The 18,524-nt window shown below is 56.2% G+C and carries 16 protein-coding genes; 3 read left to right on the top strand and 13 right to left on the bottom strand.

Annotated features, from left to right (window positions below):
- Positions 1-22 precede the first annotated feature (22 nt).
- The 12 genes from NT179_12245 to NT179_12190 form a co-directional block, all read right to left on the bottom strand.
- Entirely contained in the window at positions 23-1,324 is a 1,302-nt protein-coding gene (locus NT179_12245; GenBank protein MCX5722779.1) for a caspase family protein, read from the bottom strand.
- A 357-nt stretch (positions 1,325-1,681) separates the two neighbouring features.
- Positions 1,682-2,815 (bottom strand): M48 family metallopeptidase, encoded by a 1,134-nt coding sequence (locus NT179_12240; protein MCX5722778.1) that lies wholly within the window; start codon positions 2,813-2,815, stop codon positions 1,682-1,684.
- Positions 2,816-3,056: 241 nt separating this feature from the next.
- Positions 3,057-3,740, bottom strand: coding sequence for a TIGR00266 family protein (locus tag NT179_12235; GenBank protein MCX5722777.1), 684 nt, complete (start codon positions 3,738-3,740; stop codon positions 3,057-3,059).
- A gap of 231 nt (positions 3,741-3,971) precedes the next feature.
- Positions 3,972-5,498, bottom strand: coding sequence for a caspase family protein (locus tag NT179_12230; GenBank protein MCX5722776.1), 1,527 nt, complete (start codon positions 5,496-5,498; stop codon positions 3,972-3,974).
- Positions 5,499-5,684: 186 nt separating this feature from the next.
- Positions 5,685-6,602 (bottom strand): DUF4384 domain-containing protein, encoded by a 918-nt coding sequence (locus NT179_12225; GenBank protein ID MCX5722775.1) that lies wholly within the window; start codon positions 6,600-6,602, stop codon positions 5,685-5,687.
- A 354-nt stretch (positions 6,603-6,956) separates the two neighbouring features.
- Positions 6,957-7,604 (bottom strand): LPP20 family lipoprotein, encoded by a 648-nt coding sequence (locus tag NT179_12220; GenBank protein MCX5722774.1) that lies wholly within the window; start codon positions 7,602-7,604, stop codon positions 6,957-6,959.
- A 169-nt stretch (positions 7,605-7,773) separates the two neighbouring features.
- Positions 7,774-8,295 (bottom strand): hypothetical protein, encoded by a 522-nt coding sequence (locus NT179_12215; GenBank protein MCX5722773.1) that lies wholly within the window; start codon positions 8,293-8,295, stop codon positions 7,774-7,776.
- Positions 8,296-8,361: 66 nt separating this feature from the next.
- Positions 8,362-9,354 (bottom strand): serine protease, encoded by a 993-nt coding sequence (locus NT179_12210; protein MCX5722772.1) that lies wholly within the window; start codon positions 9,352-9,354, stop codon positions 8,362-8,364.
- A 56-nt stretch (positions 9,355-9,410) separates the two neighbouring features.
- The gene (locus NT179_12205) at positions 9,411-9,908 is read right to left on the bottom strand and encodes a hypothetical protein (protein ID MCX5722771.1); all 498 of its coding nucleotides are present in this window, start codon (positions 9,906-9,908) and stop codon (positions 9,411-9,413) included.
- A gap of 43 nt (positions 9,909-9,951) precedes the next feature.
- The gene (locus NT179_12200; GenBank protein MCX5722770.1) at positions 9,952-10,404 is read right to left on the bottom strand and encodes a hypothetical protein; all 453 of its coding nucleotides are present in this window, start codon (positions 10,402-10,404) and stop codon (positions 9,952-9,954) included.
- Positions 10,405-10,496: 92 nt separating this feature from the next.
- Entirely contained in the window at positions 10,497-11,663 is a 1,167-nt protein-coding gene (locus tag NT179_12195) for an LPP20 family lipoprotein (protein ID MCX5722769.1), read from the bottom strand.
- A gap of 587 nt (positions 11,664-12,250) precedes the next feature.
- Positions 12,251-15,166: a hypothetical protein gene (locus tag NT179_12190; protein MCX5722768.1), complete on the bottom strand. Its 2,916-nt coding sequence runs from the start codon at positions 15,164-15,166 to the stop codon at positions 12,251-12,253.
- 429 nt (positions 15,167-15,595) lie between these two features.
- On the opposite strand from NT179_12190, the gene NT179_12185 reads away from it, so the two are divergent.
- The gene (locus tag NT179_12185) at positions 15,596-15,805 is read left to right on the top strand and encodes an AbrB/MazE/SpoVT family DNA-binding domain-containing protein (GenBank protein MCX5722767.1); all 210 of its coding nucleotides are present in this window, start codon (positions 15,596-15,598) and stop codon (positions 15,803-15,805) included.
- Complete coding sequence (locus tag NT179_12180) at positions 15,802-16,173, top strand: type II toxin-antitoxin system VapC family toxin (GenBank protein ID MCX5722766.1); 372 nt, start codon at positions 15,802-15,804, stop codon at positions 16,171-16,173. Before NT179_12185 ends, NT179_12180 begins: the two co-directional genes overlap by 4 nt.
- Positions 16,174-17,236: 1,063 nt before the next feature.
- On the opposite strand, the gene NT179_12175 is transcribed toward NT179_12180, so the two are convergent.
- On the bottom strand, positions 17,237-17,764 hold the full coding sequence (locus NT179_12175) for an ester cyclase (GenBank protein MCX5722765.1): 528 nt from the start codon (positions 17,762-17,764) through the stop codon (positions 17,237-17,239).
- Positions 17,765-17,918: 154 nt separating this feature from the next.
- On the opposite strand from NT179_12175, the gene NT179_12170 reads away from it, so the two are divergent.
- On the top strand, positions 17,919-18,512 hold the full coding sequence (locus tag NT179_12170; protein MCX5722764.1) for a nucleoside deaminase: 594 nt from the start codon (positions 17,919-17,921) through the stop codon (positions 18,510-18,512).
- Positions 18,513-18,524 lie beyond the last annotated feature (12 nt).

Below are 18,524 nucleotides of genomic sequence, written 5' to 3'. Positions count from 1 at the left end.
TGCACGGTCCTGCTCGACCGAACTACCGCCCGACTACCGTCACATGGATTTTCCCCCTCTTGCCAATTTGCTCAAGCGAAGGCTGCAGGAGGGGAGTTTGATCTCGATTGAGTTCTTCTGATGCGACCGACGCGACCCCGTTCCGCACATATTGAAATAATTCATCGACTTCCACCGTGCCATTTTTATCGCTATCCGCCTCCCCCCGTAGCCCCTTTAGCAGATAATACGTAAAGAGGCCATGCTGCTCCTTGTCGTAATCGGAACTGACCTGCGTACCTGTTGCAGCGGAGAGAATGGCAAGCTTGCCAGATACCAGCACTGGGTTTTCAATCGCAATCACCATCGGTCGTGTGCCTGCAGGAAGCACGGATCTGCCCGAAGCCCCGGAGAAACAGGAGTCAAGCATCACAACCACTTCCTTGGCGGACAACCGTTCGAGATGCTCATAAAGCCTGTCGAGAGGATAAAGTTTGCTTTGAAAGTCAGGGTGGCCATCATAGGGAAGAAGGAACGCTTTGCCCGTAGCCGGATTGGGAGTTCCATGCCCTGCGTAATAGACAAACACGGTTGTGTCTTTTGATACTTGACGAGGCAGCCATTCCTCAATATATGCCGAAAGATCACTACTTGTCGCGCCCTCATCTGTGAGGACCTTTATTTTCGACCGTGAAATACCGCCGACTGCCGCCAGATACGCAGCCACGATTTCGGCGTCATGTTTCGCATATCGCACTTGCGGGATTGCCTCGTCCCGATACTTTGAGATCCCGATAACAAGCGCAACGGCATCTCGCCCCTTGTCCAACTTCCTCAATTCCGGAATCCCATCTACCTCGCTAATCTTCCTAGAGGGCTCCCGCGCCCCTTGCTTCGCTTCACCGCGGCGTGAAGTAACAATCGTTTCTTTTTCTTCTGGAAGCTGCGCGAGGGTATAAAAATACACGGGGTCCAATCGATACGTCATTCGCATAGAATCCCACTGCCGTGGAATAACCCTGATCACCGGTTCATACCCTTCCCGCCTTAGTTCAATGGTAAAGGTCTTTTGCTCACCGGAAGGATCATGAAAGGTGACAGGGCTGAGCCCTAATTCACGGCCATCCAAAAGAACCTTCGCGCCTGACGGTTCGGTCTTCACCACGACTTGTACGGAGGGATCGCCATGGAACAACGACATTGGTCTCTGCCCTACCCCTGATCCACAGCCACCAATCGAGAAAGCCATGATACCGATAAGCAACCAGCCCGCCGTCAGGCTCCGTATGGTTAGGCCTAAGCACATATTAATATTCCCCTCAATATCGAACAGCTTGCAATCCATCCAGAGGATGGAAGTTGCGGCTGAAGTGCGGCAAGAAGCCGATAAATTAAAAACAATCGCGCGGGATCCTTCTAGATAGACTCATCACTTAGGGCGCAATCTTACAATTCCCACTAACTAGCGGGCGATGCTGCGTTAAGACATCATTTTTGTCAAGGCTGATAAGGTCTCGTCTAATTTGCAACACATGCCCTCCCAACAGGACTCTCGCCCCTCAGCTATATTAACGGTGGGAAAGGTGAACAGCTTCGGCCCTAATAATCCTAGATTGAAGCGCAGCATCTTCCCAAGCCATTCCTCTTAGACGATACGTCGACCAACGATGCAGATAACGGAGATGGATGGCTCGCCGCTCATTCACGGAGCAACGACCGGCTGGGAGCCGAGCGACGCCTGCACCTGTTTCCAATCGAAGGTAAAGGGCTCCGGGGACTTTTTCGGCAGAGCGGCCAGCTCCGCTTTCAATCGTTCGGCCCTGGCCGTGCTCATCGGATGGGTCGAGAGCCATTCCATCCGGCCCTCGTCTTTCTCCGAGAGCCGCTCGAAGAACTTGATCATGCCGGAGGGATCGATCTTCGCCCGCTGAAGCAGTTGTAATCCCGTCACGTCGGCCTCGGTCTCCTGCTCCCGCCCGAACTTCAACGTGAGCAATTCGACGCTGAGCTGCTTCATCATCCCCACGAGGCCCTGTTGATCGCCCAGCACAATAGTCACCACCGTCAGCACCCCGAGGCTTTTCACGATCCGCTCAAGCCCATGCCGCCGCAGCACATGATTGAGCTCGTGGCTCATCACGCCCGCCACCTCTTCGCCGCTGTCCGCTTTTTTCATGAGCCCGGTGAACACCACCACATGCCCGCCTGGCAGCGCGAAAGCATTGATGACATCGCTCTTCACCACCGTCACTTCAAACTTGTAGGGATTGTTCGGAATCTGCTCGGTCAGCCGTTGCGTCATCTCACCCAACGCGGCCACCGCCGGCCCCTCTTTGATCACTTCCTGCTGAGCCAGAAAGTCCCGATAGGCCGACTCCCCCAGTTTTTGTTCCCACTCCACCGGAATCCGACTCACGGCAATCTCAACCAGCAAATCTGAGCCGAACCAGAGACCCAGCACCGTCGAGAGGAGCATCCCCAGGGCCAGGCCCCACACGAGCCGGCGACGCTGACGCACCTGCCGCACCAACTCGGCAGCCTGAGCAAAAGGAAGACTCAGATGGTCGGGAGCCGCTTGGCGAAAGGCTCGAATCGCGTCCGGATCTTTGAGATACAAAGTCCGCTCCCCCTGCGCACCAATCCACTTCACCGCCAGATGGTCATGATCGAGTCCGCCTGCCGACACGTTGAGCGCAGCAAACGGCACGGCCTCTCGTGCTCCATCGCCCCCTTCGGATTCGAACGCGATCGCCAACCCTGTCTCATCAACCTGTACGAAACAAGGCGCCCCGCTGGCGGGATAATCGTGACCGAAACAGAGGGCATTGGGAGTCATAGCGGGGCAACCGGGGTATAGTGATAACGGGGTAACGCTGTCTGTACTTTCTCACTCATGCATCCATTCCTTTATCCCCATGCCCCACTATCCCGCTATCCTCGTTCATTTCCAAATTACGGCTGCTCAAAATGGCCGCGAACGAGGCCGCAGACGAGCAGAAACCGGAGGCGCACCCTTGCGGTACGTTGAGGATTTCCTGCGAGATGAGAACGAAGTTGGCGGCCATTTTCAGCAGCCGTTACTCGCTGACGGGGATGAATTGCCTGATCCACGCCCCAAAACTTCCCGGGTTTCTGCTTTGGATGTACACGAGACCAGGCCCGCGGAACCGGCAGACAAATCCTTCGCCAGAAGTCACGCTGGCAATCCAGCCGGAGGTGGCCTTTTCGATGTTGTACGAAGTCGTGGAGGACCAGGCCACCAGGTGGCTATTGTCCACGATGTATTCCTGATCCGGCTTCAACTCGATTTTATGAATGGCCCCGAAGCTGTTCAGGACGAGCGTCCCCTTGCCGCTGATCTTCAGGATGAAGAACCCCTCGCCACCCAGTAATCCACGGCTCAGGCTCTGCATTTTGCTTTCGATGACGATCCCGTCAGCACCAGCGAGGAAACCATCTTTTTGAACCATGTACTCGTTCACCCCATCGAGTTCCAGGATGACGATTTCGCCCGGCACCGTCGGGGCCAGTAACGCTTCGCCAGGTCCCCGGCTGGCGCGCAGGGTCTGAAAGAAAAATTTCTCGCCCGTCAGGAACTTTCGCGACAGGGCTCCGAGAAAGCCGCCTTCCATCTTGCTCTCGATGTCGATGGTCGGGGAACAGGCCACCATCGCGCCGGACTCGGCCTTGATATGCTCGCCCGCCGTCAATTCCACTCGCACCATCGGAAAGGCCCCTGGATATAAAATCTCGCTTTTCATCTTTTCAGCTCTCCCTAACTTGTAAAGTCTTTGGATTGGTGTCCGTTCACGGCGCAGAGGATTCTGTGGAATAGTACCGGCCCTGTCAAGCAGCCGCCAGAGCGGACTTGGCAGAACAGTGGCGTTGCGCTCGGCACCCGGATAGAAACAATCAAGTCCTGACAGCCGCGCCCTCACAACAACACATTATGGGCATGAGGTCTCCAGCACCCGCGAGCCTCCGAAATGATGTCACTTCCGCAGACGAAACTTGCCTTGCAACTTCTCAGAATCGGGAGTCAAGCTGGGGGTCTGCGCCACATTCAGAAGCTTGGCTTCGTCCTCGACCAGCGGCTTAATTACGCTATAAATTTCAGAAAGATCTTTCTTCCCGTCCTTGATAGCCTTCAAAAAATAGTAGGTCAGCACGCCATGCCTCTTCTCTGAGGACGACGTGCTGATCTGCGCTCCCTGCGTAGCGGCCAACACTGCCATGTTGGGCGCAAGAGCTGGGCCTTCTTTCATAAAGACCAAAGGTCTTGCACCCTTGGCCAGCACGCTCCGCCCGCCCGCGCCGGAAAAGCAGGAATCCAACACCACCACGACTTCTGCTGCCTGCAACGTACCCAGCTTCTCGTACATGCCCTTGAGCGGATAGCCTGTGGTCGGCAGATAATTCGCATCGCCGTCATACGGCACGAGATACGCCTCGCCGCTGCCGGGATCGGGCGCGCCATGACCGGAATAATAGACGAATACCTTACTGTCCTTCTTCACTCGATTGGGGAGCCACGATTCGAGCGATTTCCTGATACTTGACTGCGTCGCCCGCTCGTTCAGCAACAGCTCGATATTCCGCTCTCGAATGCCCAGCGACACCAGATACTCTTTGACCAGCTTAGCATCGAGAGAAGAGAAATCCGATGCTGGCAGATCCTGATATTTCTCGACACCAATCACCACCGCAACATCATTCTCGCCCATAAGCTTTGTCGTCGCCTCAAAGAATGGAGCATCAATGTCGGAAGGAATCACCCGCGCGGTCGGCGCAATGCCAGTCGGCAGTGTTTGCGGTTTAACGGCGACAGCCGTGCCTGAATCATGACTCTGTTTACTGAACTCAACTAATTTCGCCGAACCGTTGATCGCCGACTCTAGCTTCCTGATAACGTCACGGGATGCTTTCTCGACCGTGATCGCTGGAGTAGAGAATGGAGAAACAACACCGGCGGCACTGCCCTCAGCGCGGATCATGTCAATTTGCTTGTTATCTGTCGTCAGGAAAAGCACGCTGACATCAATTTTGGCATCTTCGAAGTTGGAATTGGGAAGCTGCGTGTACACATCCAAAATTGCTACCACATCGGCGTTGATTCTTTGGGCATCCGCCGCCGTTTCAATCTTGATAAAGGTCTTAAAGTTCCTCCTGAACAGCGCGGCAATATTCTCAAATACTTTCTGGCCCGCAGATCCTTCGCCAAATCCAGGATTCAAAGTACTTCTCATGCGATCAAGCTGCTGTGCATATCGAGAGGCGCTTTTCGTGTTCTGTGACAAGACCAGGCCTAACGTTAAATCTTTATAGGGTGACGTCGCTGAGGTTAAATCTGCAAAAGGGTCGACTCGTTCAGGAGGCGTCATACACCCTGACAGCAGCAGTAACACCATGACCACCGGAAAAAAAGAAAAGCGATTCATCGCAGCTCCATCAACCGACCGCCACCATTTTCGAGCATCACGGGACTGCCCATCAACTGTGGCGGCTGCTCGTTGTTGCATTGCTTGCAGTCCTCTGCACGTTCGATCTCACTTAACTCGGTGCCGTTGAAACCGGCAGCAGCCCACCCACCCTCCTTATCGCTCATTATGATGACGCGCGTCGCACCTGAAATATCCGTACGCTAACTCTCTATGCTGCAGACATGTCAAAAACAGAAAAGTCCGCATCAGGCTCATAGCCCGAGTTTAGCGCTGATGTATCGTAAAGGCCTGTGCATCCTCGATCCATTCGATGTCGCTGCGGTGCAACTTGTGCAACAGATTCAGAAACGAGCCGGTGCCTTCTATTTCCGTCACAGCACGGTCCGTAGCTCGCTCGCGCTGCTGCATCTGCGGATCGTAGAGATCGCGAGGAAGCGGAACCTTGGAAACAATAACCCGTATCATTTCGGCTGAGACCTTGGCGCCGGACGGCAGGCGGGCCAAGACCTTTTGCCCCTTCCTCCTGAGTTCTTCCGAGGGAAAGGTCAAGGTCTCACCGGCCTTGAGGTGGTTATCGCCCGCATAGTCGTTAGGGAACAGCAAGCCGGCGTTCCAATCCAGCTCCACGCTGTAGATATAAACATACGCGTCTTTGGTGACGGTCACCTGCATTACACCTTCGTCCCCGTCCACAAAAGTCGCACGATTGAGGGTCAGATTGGTCTGAAAGTTTTTATCGCCGGTATCCGACAGAGGCACGATACAGGTCTGAATGTGGGCGGTGAACTGACAACCGGCACAGTCCCCCACGTCCTGAGGGCCGGACCGCAATACTTTCTCCTTGAGGATCCGTCCCAGTTGGGTTACGCGGAGCAGGCTCTCCGTCAGCTGAACTTGTCCCTTGAGGGAGCTTTCCTGCTGGAAATTCATAAAACGATCCTGCACCTTGACGCCAAGAAACCCCTCGATCGCTTTAGCCCTGGCATCCGAAACGGCTTGGGCCTTGGCCTGATGCCTAGTATCGTTCTGTCCGAAAGATGCGGTCCCGACCGCTTCGACCCAGGTACAGCCGGCGGGATCACGCTGGAGCACCTTGATGCCCTCCTGGCTGGATGAGCTTCCGATTGATCCGGCGGAGGCCGCACGTTGCGGTGAACGCTCTGGAGCTTTCTGCCAAGACATTGGCGGTTGCAGCAGTGGAGCCACAGGCCCCGGGCTTGGCGGCGGCCCCTCAAGCGATGCGGTCCCTGTCGTCCCGCGCAACTCAGCGTTCAGCTCACGCTGCGCCACAGCCATCCCCTCTTTTGGCGAGGAACTGGGCTCATCGTTCTTCGCCTGAGGCCCAGGCACTGCCTGGCAGGCGCTTACGATGAGGAGACACGCCCATAAGAGGGACGACAACCCACCCCGACTACCTCCGTTTCGTCTCCACGCCCGCATACCTTCACCACCTTCTTCGAGAACAAATTATGACGACAGCACGATCTTCAATGACCGAATGCCTGCCTTCGTGCGCCGCGTGGAGACAGGGCTCTCTTACTGGGCCGACGACTGGCCCTTCTTGCCGAGTTCCGCGTTCAGTTCGTCATGCGCCTTCTCCGCGTTCTTCCGAACGTACTCACGCACCTTAGCATCCAACTCTTTGCCATTGCCCACCGCGGATTGATAGCTCTTCATCACATCAAGAAACTGCTCCAAATCCAGCCGCGCCAGGGCATAGGATTCGTTGCGTAGCGGATTCTCCCAGTACTCGACGATCTGCGACCCCACGAGCGTGGCTTCCGTCACCTGCTTCATGGTGTCGGTGATATGCTGTTCGACGCTCTGCTTGCTCATGTCGCCTGCGGTAGTTTCAGCCAAGTACTGTTTCTGTAACGCTGCCACATATGTTTGCATGGTCTGCGCGATGTCACGCCGCGCTTGCCCTTCCGCCGACTTGCGCCGCAAGCTCGGATTCTGTAGGCCTGACGCGTTGCCAGCGCCGTAGAACACGCGCTTTTCGCCGCTGAAGGCCGCGCCCCTTTGGGCAACCCATTTAGGCAAGGTCTTCACATCCTGAATCGGCGTGTCAGTCCGGGCCAGCCCGCCGGCCTCTTGCCCCATTGGCTTTTGTTCGGTACAGCCAGCACTAACGGCCAGCAAGACCAGCACGCTAAGGATAATGACCTGTCGTTGCTTTCGCATAAAGACCTCCTTGGGTAAGTGAACCACTCGTTTTCCTGTTGCTCATTTTTTCTGCAACCCATTATTCTCAACCCGTTTCCGACATCCGAGAAACGCCTCTACGCATGAGGAGGAGAGCCTGCGCCCCTGGCGCACCAACATGTCCACCGAGGAACAGACCTGGCTGGCTTCAGCGTATGTTGATCGGTTCAAGCTGCCCAATGCGCCCAGCTAGTCTATTGATGGATTCGTCGAGGACACTCGCCTGCGTGGCGCTATCCGACGCGGACGGCTTCTTGCGTCCCACCAACTCGTCCAATTCACTGGAAGACTCCTTGGCGCGATTGCGCGTGGCCTCATAGAGCTTACTCTCGACTTCTTGCGCCTCTTTATAAATCCCCTCCATCTGGGTTAGGCGCTGCCCATACTCGCTTTTGGTAACGAGTCCGGCGTTATACCGTTCGCACAGTTCGACGTAGCGCACGATGAACGATTGCACGGTGCGGTCCCAGGCCACACCTTGCTGGGCGCTATAGCTGACCTCCGGGCCGGCTTTAAATAAAAATCCGCCAACCATGAAGCCCAGCCCAACCTTGCTGATTTTCTTGTCGTAGACGCGGCAGTCGAGTTTCTCGGCTGGCGCGTCACCGGCGCTCGCCCAGGCCGGAAGGAGACCGACGCACAGGCTCACCGCCAAAAATGCTATGAGCATTCGGTTTATAGTGTGTCGCCTCGATCTCGTTCTTCCTGGTGACTTGCTGGTAGACATGGTTTTCTCCTATCGCCGTTTCTTAATTTCTGCTTCCATTTGTTCCATTTGCTGCTCTAAATCTTGTTCGACGTGCGCCAGCCCCTTCACTAGCTGATCCATATTGAAGGGACGAGGGGGCGGCAGGGACTCCACTTTTGCCTTCGGCGTCGGAACCGCCGGAGGCGCCGCCGGAGCTACGACTGTTTCCGCCTGCTTAGCCACGGACGGCGCTGGTCGCGCCATCGGTGCCGCGACGGCCACCTGCACGCCCTGCTGCGCCAGCCATGCTCGCGCGACGCCAGATTTCACGGAAAAATTTACGCTGGTGATCGCCAGCCCGTCTTTGGCCTTGCGCGCGATGGCCGTGTTGATGCCCACTTGCTGCCCATCAGCGTTCACCAGAGGCCCGCCGGAATTGCCGCGATTGAGACTCGCCTCAGTCTGAAACATGTGCTTGCCGGCGACATTATTGTAATCGTCGAAGGACGCGCTGATCACGCCGGTGGTGAGACTCCACAGTCCACCCTGTTCCGGATGCCCGATCGCCGCCACACGATCGCCGATTTGCACGCGGTCGGAATCGCCAAACGGCATGACCGACATCGGCTGGGGAAGTTGCTCTAATTTCAAAACCGCCAGATCCAGCTCCCGGTCGGCGGCCACGAGCTGCGCCTTCACGCGACGTGTCAGATCTTTCTGATTATTACCGGTCAGGCGCTCCGGCTTGAGAAACACCCAGAGCCGCTCGTACGGCTCACCGGTTTCTTTGTTGATCACCACATGGGCATTAGTCAGCACGAGCCCATCACGATGAATGATAGAACCCGTTCCGGACATAGCCATCTCGCCCGAGGCCCCCATCACAAGCACCACCGATTGGGACGAATTGGCGTAAATAACTTGCGGGTCGAACTCGGTCGCCCCACTCTCCTGCGCCGCGCTGCCCCATTCGCGTCCGACCAACAGGCCGAACAACAAGAGGGTCACGCTCAACCATCGGGTCCGTCGTGTCGTTGTCATGTATCTCTCCCCTCCTGTCTTAGGTCTCAAATCCCGCGGCTCCGTTGATGCCCCGCTCATAACACTTCCAGCCATAATTCTTTAATGCTAACTCCCCCCGCCTTATCCGAGACGGTAATCCGCACCCGGTGTTTGCCGGAGGGAATGTTGGCCTCTTTGAGCTGAATGCCCTCGGCCGTCGCATAGGGCCTGATCCGATCCGTGATATCGATCGTAATAAACTTCACAATACTGACCTTCAAACTGGCTAGATCCACCGCACCTAATCGGGGGATGAATCGAACAGCGACTTCCACCGGACTCGGCACGCGCCCTCCATCGGCCGGCTTGAGGATCTCGATCTCCGGGCCAGCGTTGATGTCCTCACGCCCGATATCAGTAAGACCGCCCCCTGAGATTCCATTGGCGTCAACAGCCGGCGCCATCGCCGCTTCTTCCGGCGTAATGAGCCAGGTCTCTGACGACTTGGCGCTCCCTGCGAGCGGGCACAGAGGCACGCTCAGCGCCAACATCCACGCACACCACAGATTTTTGTGCCACTTGGAGACAGACATCGACCGATCTCCTTTCGTGCGCCCGTGACCATCCTGCCCTGACTTATCGCACCAGCGGCATGCAGACCAGGGTATAGATCGTCCCTCGAGACCCATACCGGGGATCGCCCCCAGAATGGACCCATTGCTCTCGAATCTGGGCCTGCTTGAGCACCACCTCGCTCGCAAACCCGGCAACCTCCTGCATGACCGTCTCGGACCCTCGACTGTCGCCCTGGGATCGCATCGTCATGTCCGCGGTCACTTTCACTTCGAGCGTGCGAGCCAGCTCCGTCATAGCCAAGGTTTTACTGTTGGCCCTAGCGTCCTCGTTGTAATACGTCGGTCCGCTGACTCCCACGGCACAGAGCTCATCCTTCGTGCCAGGCATCCGATGAACCCATTCCGGAGGATTCACAGCGCCCTCGCCTGGTCCCGCTCCGCTCGCACAGCCAAGAACAAATATGCCCCCGAACAATCCGATCAGAGCTATACCTTCCATACCCTTGAAGACCATGAACCTGCTCCATCCATCATCCCGCTGAACGCTGCTGACTGCTGCGCATGACAGTGGTCCTGCTCTTTCGTCATCGATCACAGGCTGTCAGATTATCCCCTCACAGCACCAGCACCACATCCGCTGCACCGGTGGAGCCGCCTCGGCCCCCCGCGACCTAAGTCCTCTTTTAAGTTTTTCAGATACTCGCCCACGCTCTTTTTCGCTTTATCCACCCATACGTAACTGGAGGCTCCCCCACTCTTAGCCGATGCCGAGGCCCCTCCGCTCTTCAGCGAAGAACCCTTCGCGACATCTATGACCACACTGCCAGCCTGTAAGGTCTCCGCGTTGGCTAACCCCACTAAGTCCTCATAGGCGATCTCCACCAGGTCCCGAGCGCCAATCTCTACCGATTCGCCGGCCAGTTGGGCCAGATCCTGCCCGCCCGCGATCGCCACCAGATCCTCATAGGCAATCTCCACCAGGGCCCCAGCTTCGAGCGCTCCTGCCTCGACTACGCTACTAGCCTGAATTTCTCCATTGGCGATGGGCATCAACTCCCCCGCCTGCAAATAGGCCCGCCCGCGTGGCTTCTGGCTGGCTGATTGCTGCATGGAAGGTTGCGTCAACCCACTCCCCTGGCCCTTCTTAACCAACTCCTGATTCAGCTCATCATAGGCCTTTTCCGCGTTCTTCCGAACATACTCGCGCACCTTGGCATCCAACTCTTTGGCATTGCCCACGGCGGATTGATAACTCTTCATCACATCCAAAAACTGCTCCAGATCCAGCCGCGCCAAGGCATAGGCTTCGTTGCGCAACGGATGCTCCCAATACTCCACGATCTGCGACCCTACAAGCGTGGCTTCCGTCACCTGCTTCATGGTGTCGGTGATATGCTGCTCGACGCTCTGCTTGCTCATGTCGCCTGCCGTCGTCTCCGCCAGGAACTGTTTCTGTAACGCCGCCACATAGGTCTGCATGGTCTGGGCAATATCGCGCCGCGCCTGCCCTTCCGCCGCCCGCCGCCGCAGACTTGGATTTTGCAGTCCTGCCGCGTTGCCGACACCGTAGAACACGCGCTTCTCGCCACTGAAGGCCGCGCCTCGTTGCGTGACCCACTTCGGCAGATTCTTCACGTCCTGAATCGGCGTATCGGTCCTGGCCATCCCGTTGGCCTCCTGGCCCATCGGCTTTTGATCGGCACAGCCTGCAACTAACAAACTCAGGGTCGTAAGCAGCAAGCCGAGAACTCGATAGGGTGATTGTCTTTTCATCTAGGTTCCTCCTTGGTGTAAGAATCGCTATGAAACTAGGAATATCTACTCATGTTCGTCTGACGGCCACCAGAGTCGGCCTTCGTTGCCTGATAACCTAAGCAAGCGTCGTTCCATGCGCATTGTCCGTGCGAGAGTTACGTCAGATCAACACCTTAGGCCTGCACAGGGCCCGCTCCAATTCCAAGAAGCTCATATCTCTCCCTGCAGGGCGTGAGGAAACAAATGGGAATCCCACAGTCGTCCTGCACCACGAGCTAACAGGACAGGAAATGTGCACCAGCATGCACCTGCATATATGAATAATAATGTGACGATAAGGGAAGCACGGTGCGGCTAGCGAGAAACCACAACCTGAAAAGGTACCGGACAACGGAATTGTAACCTGCTTGAGGCGTCTTCTTGCGGATTCAGGTGAGCGACTATGCAAGTCGTTCACCGTGGCGTGGTACATGCGACCTCCCTGCCCCTGAGGACCCTGCGCAACCAGGGCGCACTATAGCAAAACGATTTCATCACGCCTAGGGGACAGGATCATTCCGGCCGGGGAACCCAAGACTCAACAAGCAATAAAACGACAAGGCCGGTTAGGGGAACAGGGCGCGGGGGCTTTCGGACATGGAGGACTGACTGCCAGGAATCGTCGCCACGATATCGCGCTTGGAATCGCCGTCTTGATCTTGGCCGTCTGGCCCGACGCTATACAGCACGCCCCTCTGCTGATTCACCAACATGGGAAGACCGGTAAAGGGATCGTAATAGTCCTGCCCTGCTTGGGCAAGCCGCGTGAGCACGTTGCCCTCTTGCGTGCCCCGTCTGATCCAGGCTTGCAAGCTGGCCAAGCGAAGCCTCACATCGGTCTCGACCATACGACCGACATAGGGATCCCATGAGGGAAGCGGCTCGATGCCGATGAGATGCTCGACCGGATTCGCTAGGTAGTCCAACATCCCGGCAGCAGGAGTCCTGACGAAGCCGGATAATTTCGGCAGATTGGTATAACGATGTTCCGCGACGGCCTTGCCCGCCGTCTCGTAATAGTCCGCATAGGCATTGGATCGCCTCTGCACAGGAAGAGGCATCGTTGCAGCCAGGGACACATACAGAGGACGCTCGTTCGTCTTGTCGTGCTTCAGACTGCTCGTCGCGTCCGTCGTCGCCCAGAGGAAATGGCTCTGCATCGGCCATCGGATAGACAGTTCGGCCTGATCGAGAGGACGCACGATCTTGCCGAGCCGACCGATGGAGGTCCAGTCGAGGTCCTGCCGGAGCAAGAGGCCGGACGCAACCGCCACGTCCTCCTGTATCGCCGTGGCAGCCAACATCTTCACCATCAAAGTCTTCGACTGTCCCAACGCCATGCGCCAGGCCCCCATGTCTGTCTCCAGGCGGTCGAGCCCGACGCTCAGATCCTGCGTGAACCCTTCGGCCAGATATAACCGATGGACTAAGAGAATATGCCCACAGTTCGGACTCGCAAGTTGCCCGTATCCCCCATCCTCGAACGGCATCGAGAGCCATCGTTGATAGCGTTTAAGGGCCAGCGATTCTTGGGTCGCCCATGATCGTACCGTTTCGGCCTTCCCCTTCAATTGCGCCACAGGATCGGCGACGACGAACCAGCCCCGGACCACAGTGGCGGAAGCCCCGACCGCCGTGCCCCTGAGTCTCTCATCGCCGGCCATGCAGGACTGCGCCGCCTGACGATCAGGCTCTTCCATCTTACGTTCCTGCCCGACTTGCATGGGATCCCGTTCCGGGGAAGCTTCGAACCCCAACAATAAAAAATATCCGTTCCTCGCTGGATCTATATGGACCTGAGGCGCGCTCGCCATCAGACTTTGATAGCCCTGCGTCGGCGGTTCTTCCATAACCAGCCAGACTAACCCCACCAGTCCGATACCGATCGCCACCAGTGCGGCGCAGGAAACTACGAACCCTGCGCACAACAGGGCCATGGCTTGCGTCCTTGAGGCGCAATGGCCGAGAAGCGACGGGAGACCGATATGGCGCGTCACAACCAGAGGGAGCAGGCTTGGCTGGACCATTAAATCCTGCGCGCGAACCTGGCTGTTTGCTGCCGTTGAATCGACGAGAGCCTCCACCGCCGGTGCTGCGGTCAAGGAGGCCGGCTCCGGATTCGTGTGGAACGATTTGATCACGGAAACTGGCTCCGCCACCTGGGACGGCTGGCTCACCGTTGCAAACGTGATCGAGTCACTCGCCTGAGCCCACTCAGGCCTCGGATCGACCAAAGGCACAACCTCTTCTACGACGGGGGCCACCACCTCAGCGACGGGAGCGACCGTCTCTGAAGGGGCCGATTCCCATCCGCCGCTACGAGACCGCTCGGTGACCGATTCAGAAGATTCTTCCACCAGCGGCAACGGGGTCGGCGGAATGACTGCCCCCTCTCCCTTTTCCTTATCCCAGTTCTGCTTCTTGATAGAGGGACGGTGTGTCTGCACCGCAACTTCGCCGGTGCTCCACTGCGAGGGCGCGTCGGGCGCGGGCTGGAGAGAAAAGGAGGAACTGTCGAATTGCTCTGTGCAAACCGGTTCAGGCTCGGATGGCGCTTCCGGCGCAATCGCGAAAATGGGACGCTCCGCTGCGGTGGTGGCCGAACTTATTTCCTCCGGCTGCTGCATCGCAAAGGAGGGAGGAGAAACTGATTCCACTTCACCGGCCAGCTCAACCGGCTCCGACACAAGCGGCGCTGGAGAGGCTGCTGCGTCAACCCTGATAGCGAAATCCTCTGTCGGTTCCTGCAGCAGGGAAGCAGGCGCTTCAAGCGATTCAGCGGCAGATGGGATGGCGATCCCTGCATCAGCAATGTCTGTCTCGGTGATCGCGAGTGTTTCGCCAGGAGGCGGCAGCATCGTGCCTTCTACAGACGATGCGGAAGAAGGCGCAATCGGATGAGGCGCAAGCAACTCGCCTGTTTGGATGTCGAACAGAGAAGCGAACTGAAGGGCCACAGGACTGGCCGACTCCAACGCGCGAACCTTGGCATAGAGCTCCGCTGGCTTCTGAGGATTCTCAGGAATCGGATCCTCAATGAGAATACCGATCGCCTTGCCCAACTCTGCCACCGCCCCCATGGTATCGCCCTTTCCCTCATACACATGGGCTAAAAGCTCAAGGAAGGGAACGCAGCGAGGCCCGGCGGCCAAATATTCGCGCAACAGCGATTCAGCCAGCCAGAAATCTTGCCGTCCGATCGCTTCAGTGGCGAGAGACTCGAAGGCTTGCCGCGCCGTAACCAGACTGCCAAGTCGTAGATGCAGCGTGGCAAAGAGCCGGCGGGCTTCCGTGTTGTGCGAATCGAGCGCGAGCAGCTCCTTCACCGCAACAACCGCCTTGCCATACTTGCCGGCGTTCATCTGAGCGATGGCATCCTCAAGCAACGCGCTTTTCGCACCATAGCCGACACAATCCCCTTTCACCACCCGTGAAGGAGTCTTTTTGTCAGCTTGTTGAGAGGCTTTTTTGTCTATCTGCACAATACAACCTTAGCAGACCACTATAGGCCGTCAGATGGCTCTCCTCGCCACTTTTCACCAAACTTCACATCCCTGTGATTTTTCATGATCTTCGAGGGGTGAACCAGGCATAGAAATGCAATCCTAGTGCCACCAGAGCTTTCACGCGTGGTTTGAGCCGCCCTATGTTATTAAGGAGTTAGTCGAAGCCCTTCCCTGCTTTTCCTGCCCATTCGTCAAAAATGAACAAGATGGCCAAAAGCTCGCACGGGATTCGTTGAGCATGCAGGAGCAGCGGATCGACCAGCCAACAGAAGGATTTGATTCCTGGTCAGGTTCGATAGCAGGCGCGGCGCGGGCGTTTCATGAGGTCGCTACGATGCAAGGTTGTCTTGACTCGAATCGTATGATGATATTATGATCGATCATGAATTGGTAGGGAGGTGCATTATGGCTGTGACGACGATTTCACCAAAGTTCCAAATCGTGATCCCCAAGGAAGTGCGGGAAAAACTCCATCTAGCTCCAAGCCAGCGTTTGCAGATTGTAGAGAAGGGCGGAGTCATCACCCTGGTGCCAGAAGTCCCTCTGAAATCGTTGAAGGGTGCGCTCAAGGGCATGTCTAAGACGGATCTTCGGGAGAAGAAGGACCGATTGTGAAGGTCTTGCTGGATTCTAGCGGCTGGATCGATTTTTTCACGGGCGGACCACTCGCCGAGCAGTATGCGCCCTATCTCACTTCTCGGTATCAGCTCATCACGCCGGCCATCGTGTTGTATGAGGTCTACAAGAAGATCAAACGGGAGCGAGGGGAGGAAACGGCGATATTGTTCGCAGGACGGCTCAGCGCAACCCAGGTCGTTCAACTAACAGAATCGATCGCCCTGCTAGCCGCGGATGTGAGCTTGTTGCACGGCTTGGCCATGGCCGATGCGATCGTGTACGCGACAGCCCAAGACCAGGGGGCCGAACTAGTCACGGGTGACGCAGATCTGAAGGATTTGCCGGGAGTGGTGTATATCAAGTAGGTGTCCGAGGCAGTCCTCTGTTCCTGAGTCAACTGAGACTCACGGTCCGTTTAGACTCTTCCTGTTCTATCTCGGCTTTAGTGGGAGACCAGACCTTTGCTCATCAACTTACGCGGAGAAGGTATGGGGTGAGTGCACGGCCGAATTCAGAACGTTTTTAGAAGCGAGGCCTGACTTTACTTTCAATCAATGAAGTATTCGCGGCATTCGCCCCACAATAAATACCGCTGGGAACGTAGCGACCCCATGTCTTCGCTGGACGCTCTTGGCCTACTGCGGGTTCAATTAACACAACGCAACGATAGCAGAGGCAGGTTACTGGAGATGAAAGCTAGAGAGGGAGGCGAGTCCGATTTACCTCCCTCTCGGGCTATGACGTCTCCCCGGAAAACGATGCTAGGACAAAACTGGAATATACTGAACTGTGAGTCACGCATTATATTCGAGCTGGACTACCATGGGATGATCCGTTCGAGATACAGGCCGGATTCACGCACGCTGGTGTCAACCAAACCGGCAGCAGCCCAGGATGTCGCCTTCGTCCATCAATCATCTGGTTTATGGACACCGGAGGGCTAGTTTTGATGTTGGAATTTCGAGGGTTTGAGGGCCGGAGTTCTTACATGTTTTGGGGACACAGCCTATTGGCAACTTCCCATCTATCGCTATCGGCTATTTGCGCTTCCGTCACTCCACGGAGGCACCGGCAGGAGATCAGCCCACAAGCCTTTCTTCGTTTCCCGTGTATCCCTCTCTAACCCTTCCAGCGCCGTATCCCTCGGCGCATACTTCCTCTACCACCAGCACCAGCCCTCTTTGACCAGTGCATGATTGACGTTGGTCCCATCGGGGAGGATCACATCGCCAATGGTGCGCTGGTACTTGTCGTGACCGTAAGTCGGATGGTGACTTCCTTCCCGAAGGCAAGGTCAGAGGCGGCTTGCTTCGCTCGCCGGCCGCAAATTTGACCCTTCTCATGGCAGTCGATGCCGTTACCCGACCTCGCTTATGGGGGGGGCAGATCACGGCTAAGCCTCCTTGGTCGTGCTGGACTTAATCGTCCTCAAATGACGCGTGCCGGCAGCTTCGGATTCAGTACCTTGCGGGCACTTTCAACACCACTGACTGGCAACCGTGTTGGATTGAGCAACCCCACCTGCATTAGGACACCGGCCTGATCCCAATAAATGTGCTCGTGAGAAATCTTTCCATTCTTGAACCCCACAATCACAGCTACGGCCATCTCCACTTTCTTGCCCGTTGGCGGCACACCTGGCAGCAACCAGTCTATAGCCGTGGTGTGCGTAAAGCCGATGACCAATTCTTCCACGATCTGGTCGATCCCAACGGTACGGGAGACGTTGACCATCGTGACATCTGGAGGGAAAAACTTGCCAACAAGGTGGTCGCGGTAAAACTCGCGAACTCCTGTACTGCCCACTCCCCCGGTCATTACCGGCACATGGTTAAGATGGGGATTATCGGTCATGGTGGCCATCGTGGTTTCGAGGTCACCTGCCATCTCTGCCTGCACATGGCGCTCGAACAGTTCGACCATCGCCTTTTGAGCTCCAGATAAATGAACGCTCATGGTGCACATCCTTTCTAGTACGGGGGACTATAGGAATAGTCTCTAGTCGCATGGTTGCCGTCAAGGAAATCCTTCTTTTCCATATTTTTCTTCCAAAAACAAAACTGTTCATGCTTAAGTGACTTTAATCTTTAAAGATGGGAGAAAAACTGGCATGAAAGCGTTCATTACTCAGGATACGCCTGTAACAGATGAGGTGTTGAATACTATTGCCCACCTTCCAACCAAAAGCTTGCCGCAGATAGTCGAGGAAGGTTTTCTCACGAAGCTGACAGACAAGGACTTCATGCGTGTCGCGGTTCTGTTGGCGCAGAAGGGATATGATGAAGGCGGCTGTCCGATTGGTGGCGTGGTTATCAGCAATCAAACCCGTCAGATTTTAGGCAAAGGGCATAACACGCTTGTACAGGAGAACCACCCTTACAATCATGGCGAAACATCCGCGATACGAGATGCAGGGCGCCGCGATTTCAGTCTGACGACAATTTTTACGACATTAAGCCCGTGTGATGTGTGTGCAACATTGATTTATATGCGCCAGTTCAACAGGGTCGTCGTGGGTGATGTGACAAGTGCTTCAGGCAACGAAGAAATGCTCCGCCAAAATGGTGTTCAAGTTGATATTCTAGAAGATCCCGAAGGTATTGCGCTCTATGCGAAATATCGGGCAGAAAAACCGGATCAAGACATGGAAGACTGGAAAGGTCTGGCTGCTGTCCGACAAACGGCTGCGCCTAAATCGTTATAATAAATTCAGACA

This window comes from Nitrospirota bacterium, assembly GCA_026387665.1.
GTDB lineage: Bacteria > Nitrospirota > Nitrospiria > Nitrospirales > Nitrospiraceae > Palsa-1315.
Note: the sequence above shows the minus strand (reverse complement) of the source record. Positions and strands in the feature narration are given on the sequence as shown.

Coding starts and splice junctions, on each gene's coding strand:
- NT179_12185 (MCX5722767.1), top strand. CDS start 15,596: ATGGCTGTGACGACGATTTCACCAAAGTTCCAAATCGTGATCCCCAAG.
- NT179_12240 (MCX5722778.1), bottom strand. CDS start 2,815: ATGACTCCCAATGCCCTCTGTTTCGGTCACGATTATCCCGCCAGCGGG.
- NT179_12170 (MCX5722764.1), top strand. CDS start 17,919: ATGAAAGCGTTCATTACTCAGGATACGCCTGTAACAGATGAGGTGTTG.
- NT179_12210 (MCX5722772.1), bottom strand. CDS start 9,354: ATGACAACGACACGACGGACCCGATGGTTGAGCGTGACCCTCTTGTTG.
- NT179_12235 (MCX5722777.1), bottom strand. CDS start 3,740: ATGAAAAGCGAGATTTTATATCCAGGGGCCTTTCCGATGGTGCGAGTG.
- NT179_12245 (MCX5722779.1), bottom strand. CDS start 1,324: ATGGATTGCAAGCTGTTCGATATTGAGGGGAATATTAATATGTGCTTA.
- NT179_12195 (MCX5722769.1), bottom strand. CDS start 11,663: ATGAAAAGACAATCACCCTATCGAGTTCTCGGCTTGCTGCTTACGACC.
- NT179_12230 (MCX5722776.1), bottom strand. CDS start 5,498: ATGCAACAACGAGCAGCCGCCACAGTTGATGGGCAGTCCCGTGATGCT.
- NT179_12205 (MCX5722771.1), bottom strand. CDS start 9,908: ATGTCTGTCTCCAAGTGGCACAAAAATCTGTGGTGTGCGTGGATGTTG.
- NT179_12215 (MCX5722773.1), bottom strand. CDS start 8,295: ATGCTCATAGCATTTTTGGCGGTGAGCCTGTGCGTCGGTCTCCTTCCG.
- NT179_12200 (MCX5722770.1), bottom strand. CDS start 10,404: ATGGTCTTCAAGGGTATGGAAGGTATAGCTCTGATCGGATTGTTCGGG.
- NT179_12175 (MCX5722765.1), bottom strand. CDS start 17,764: ATGAGCGTTCATTTATCTGGAGCTCAAAAGGCGATGGTCGAACTGTTC.
- NT179_12220 (MCX5722774.1), bottom strand. CDS start 7,604: ATGCGAAAGCAACGACAGGTCATTATCCTTAGCGTGCTGGTCTTGCTG.
- NT179_12225 (MCX5722775.1), bottom strand. CDS start 6,602: ATGTCTTGGCAGAAAGCTCCAGAGCGTTCACCGCAACGTGCGGCCTCC.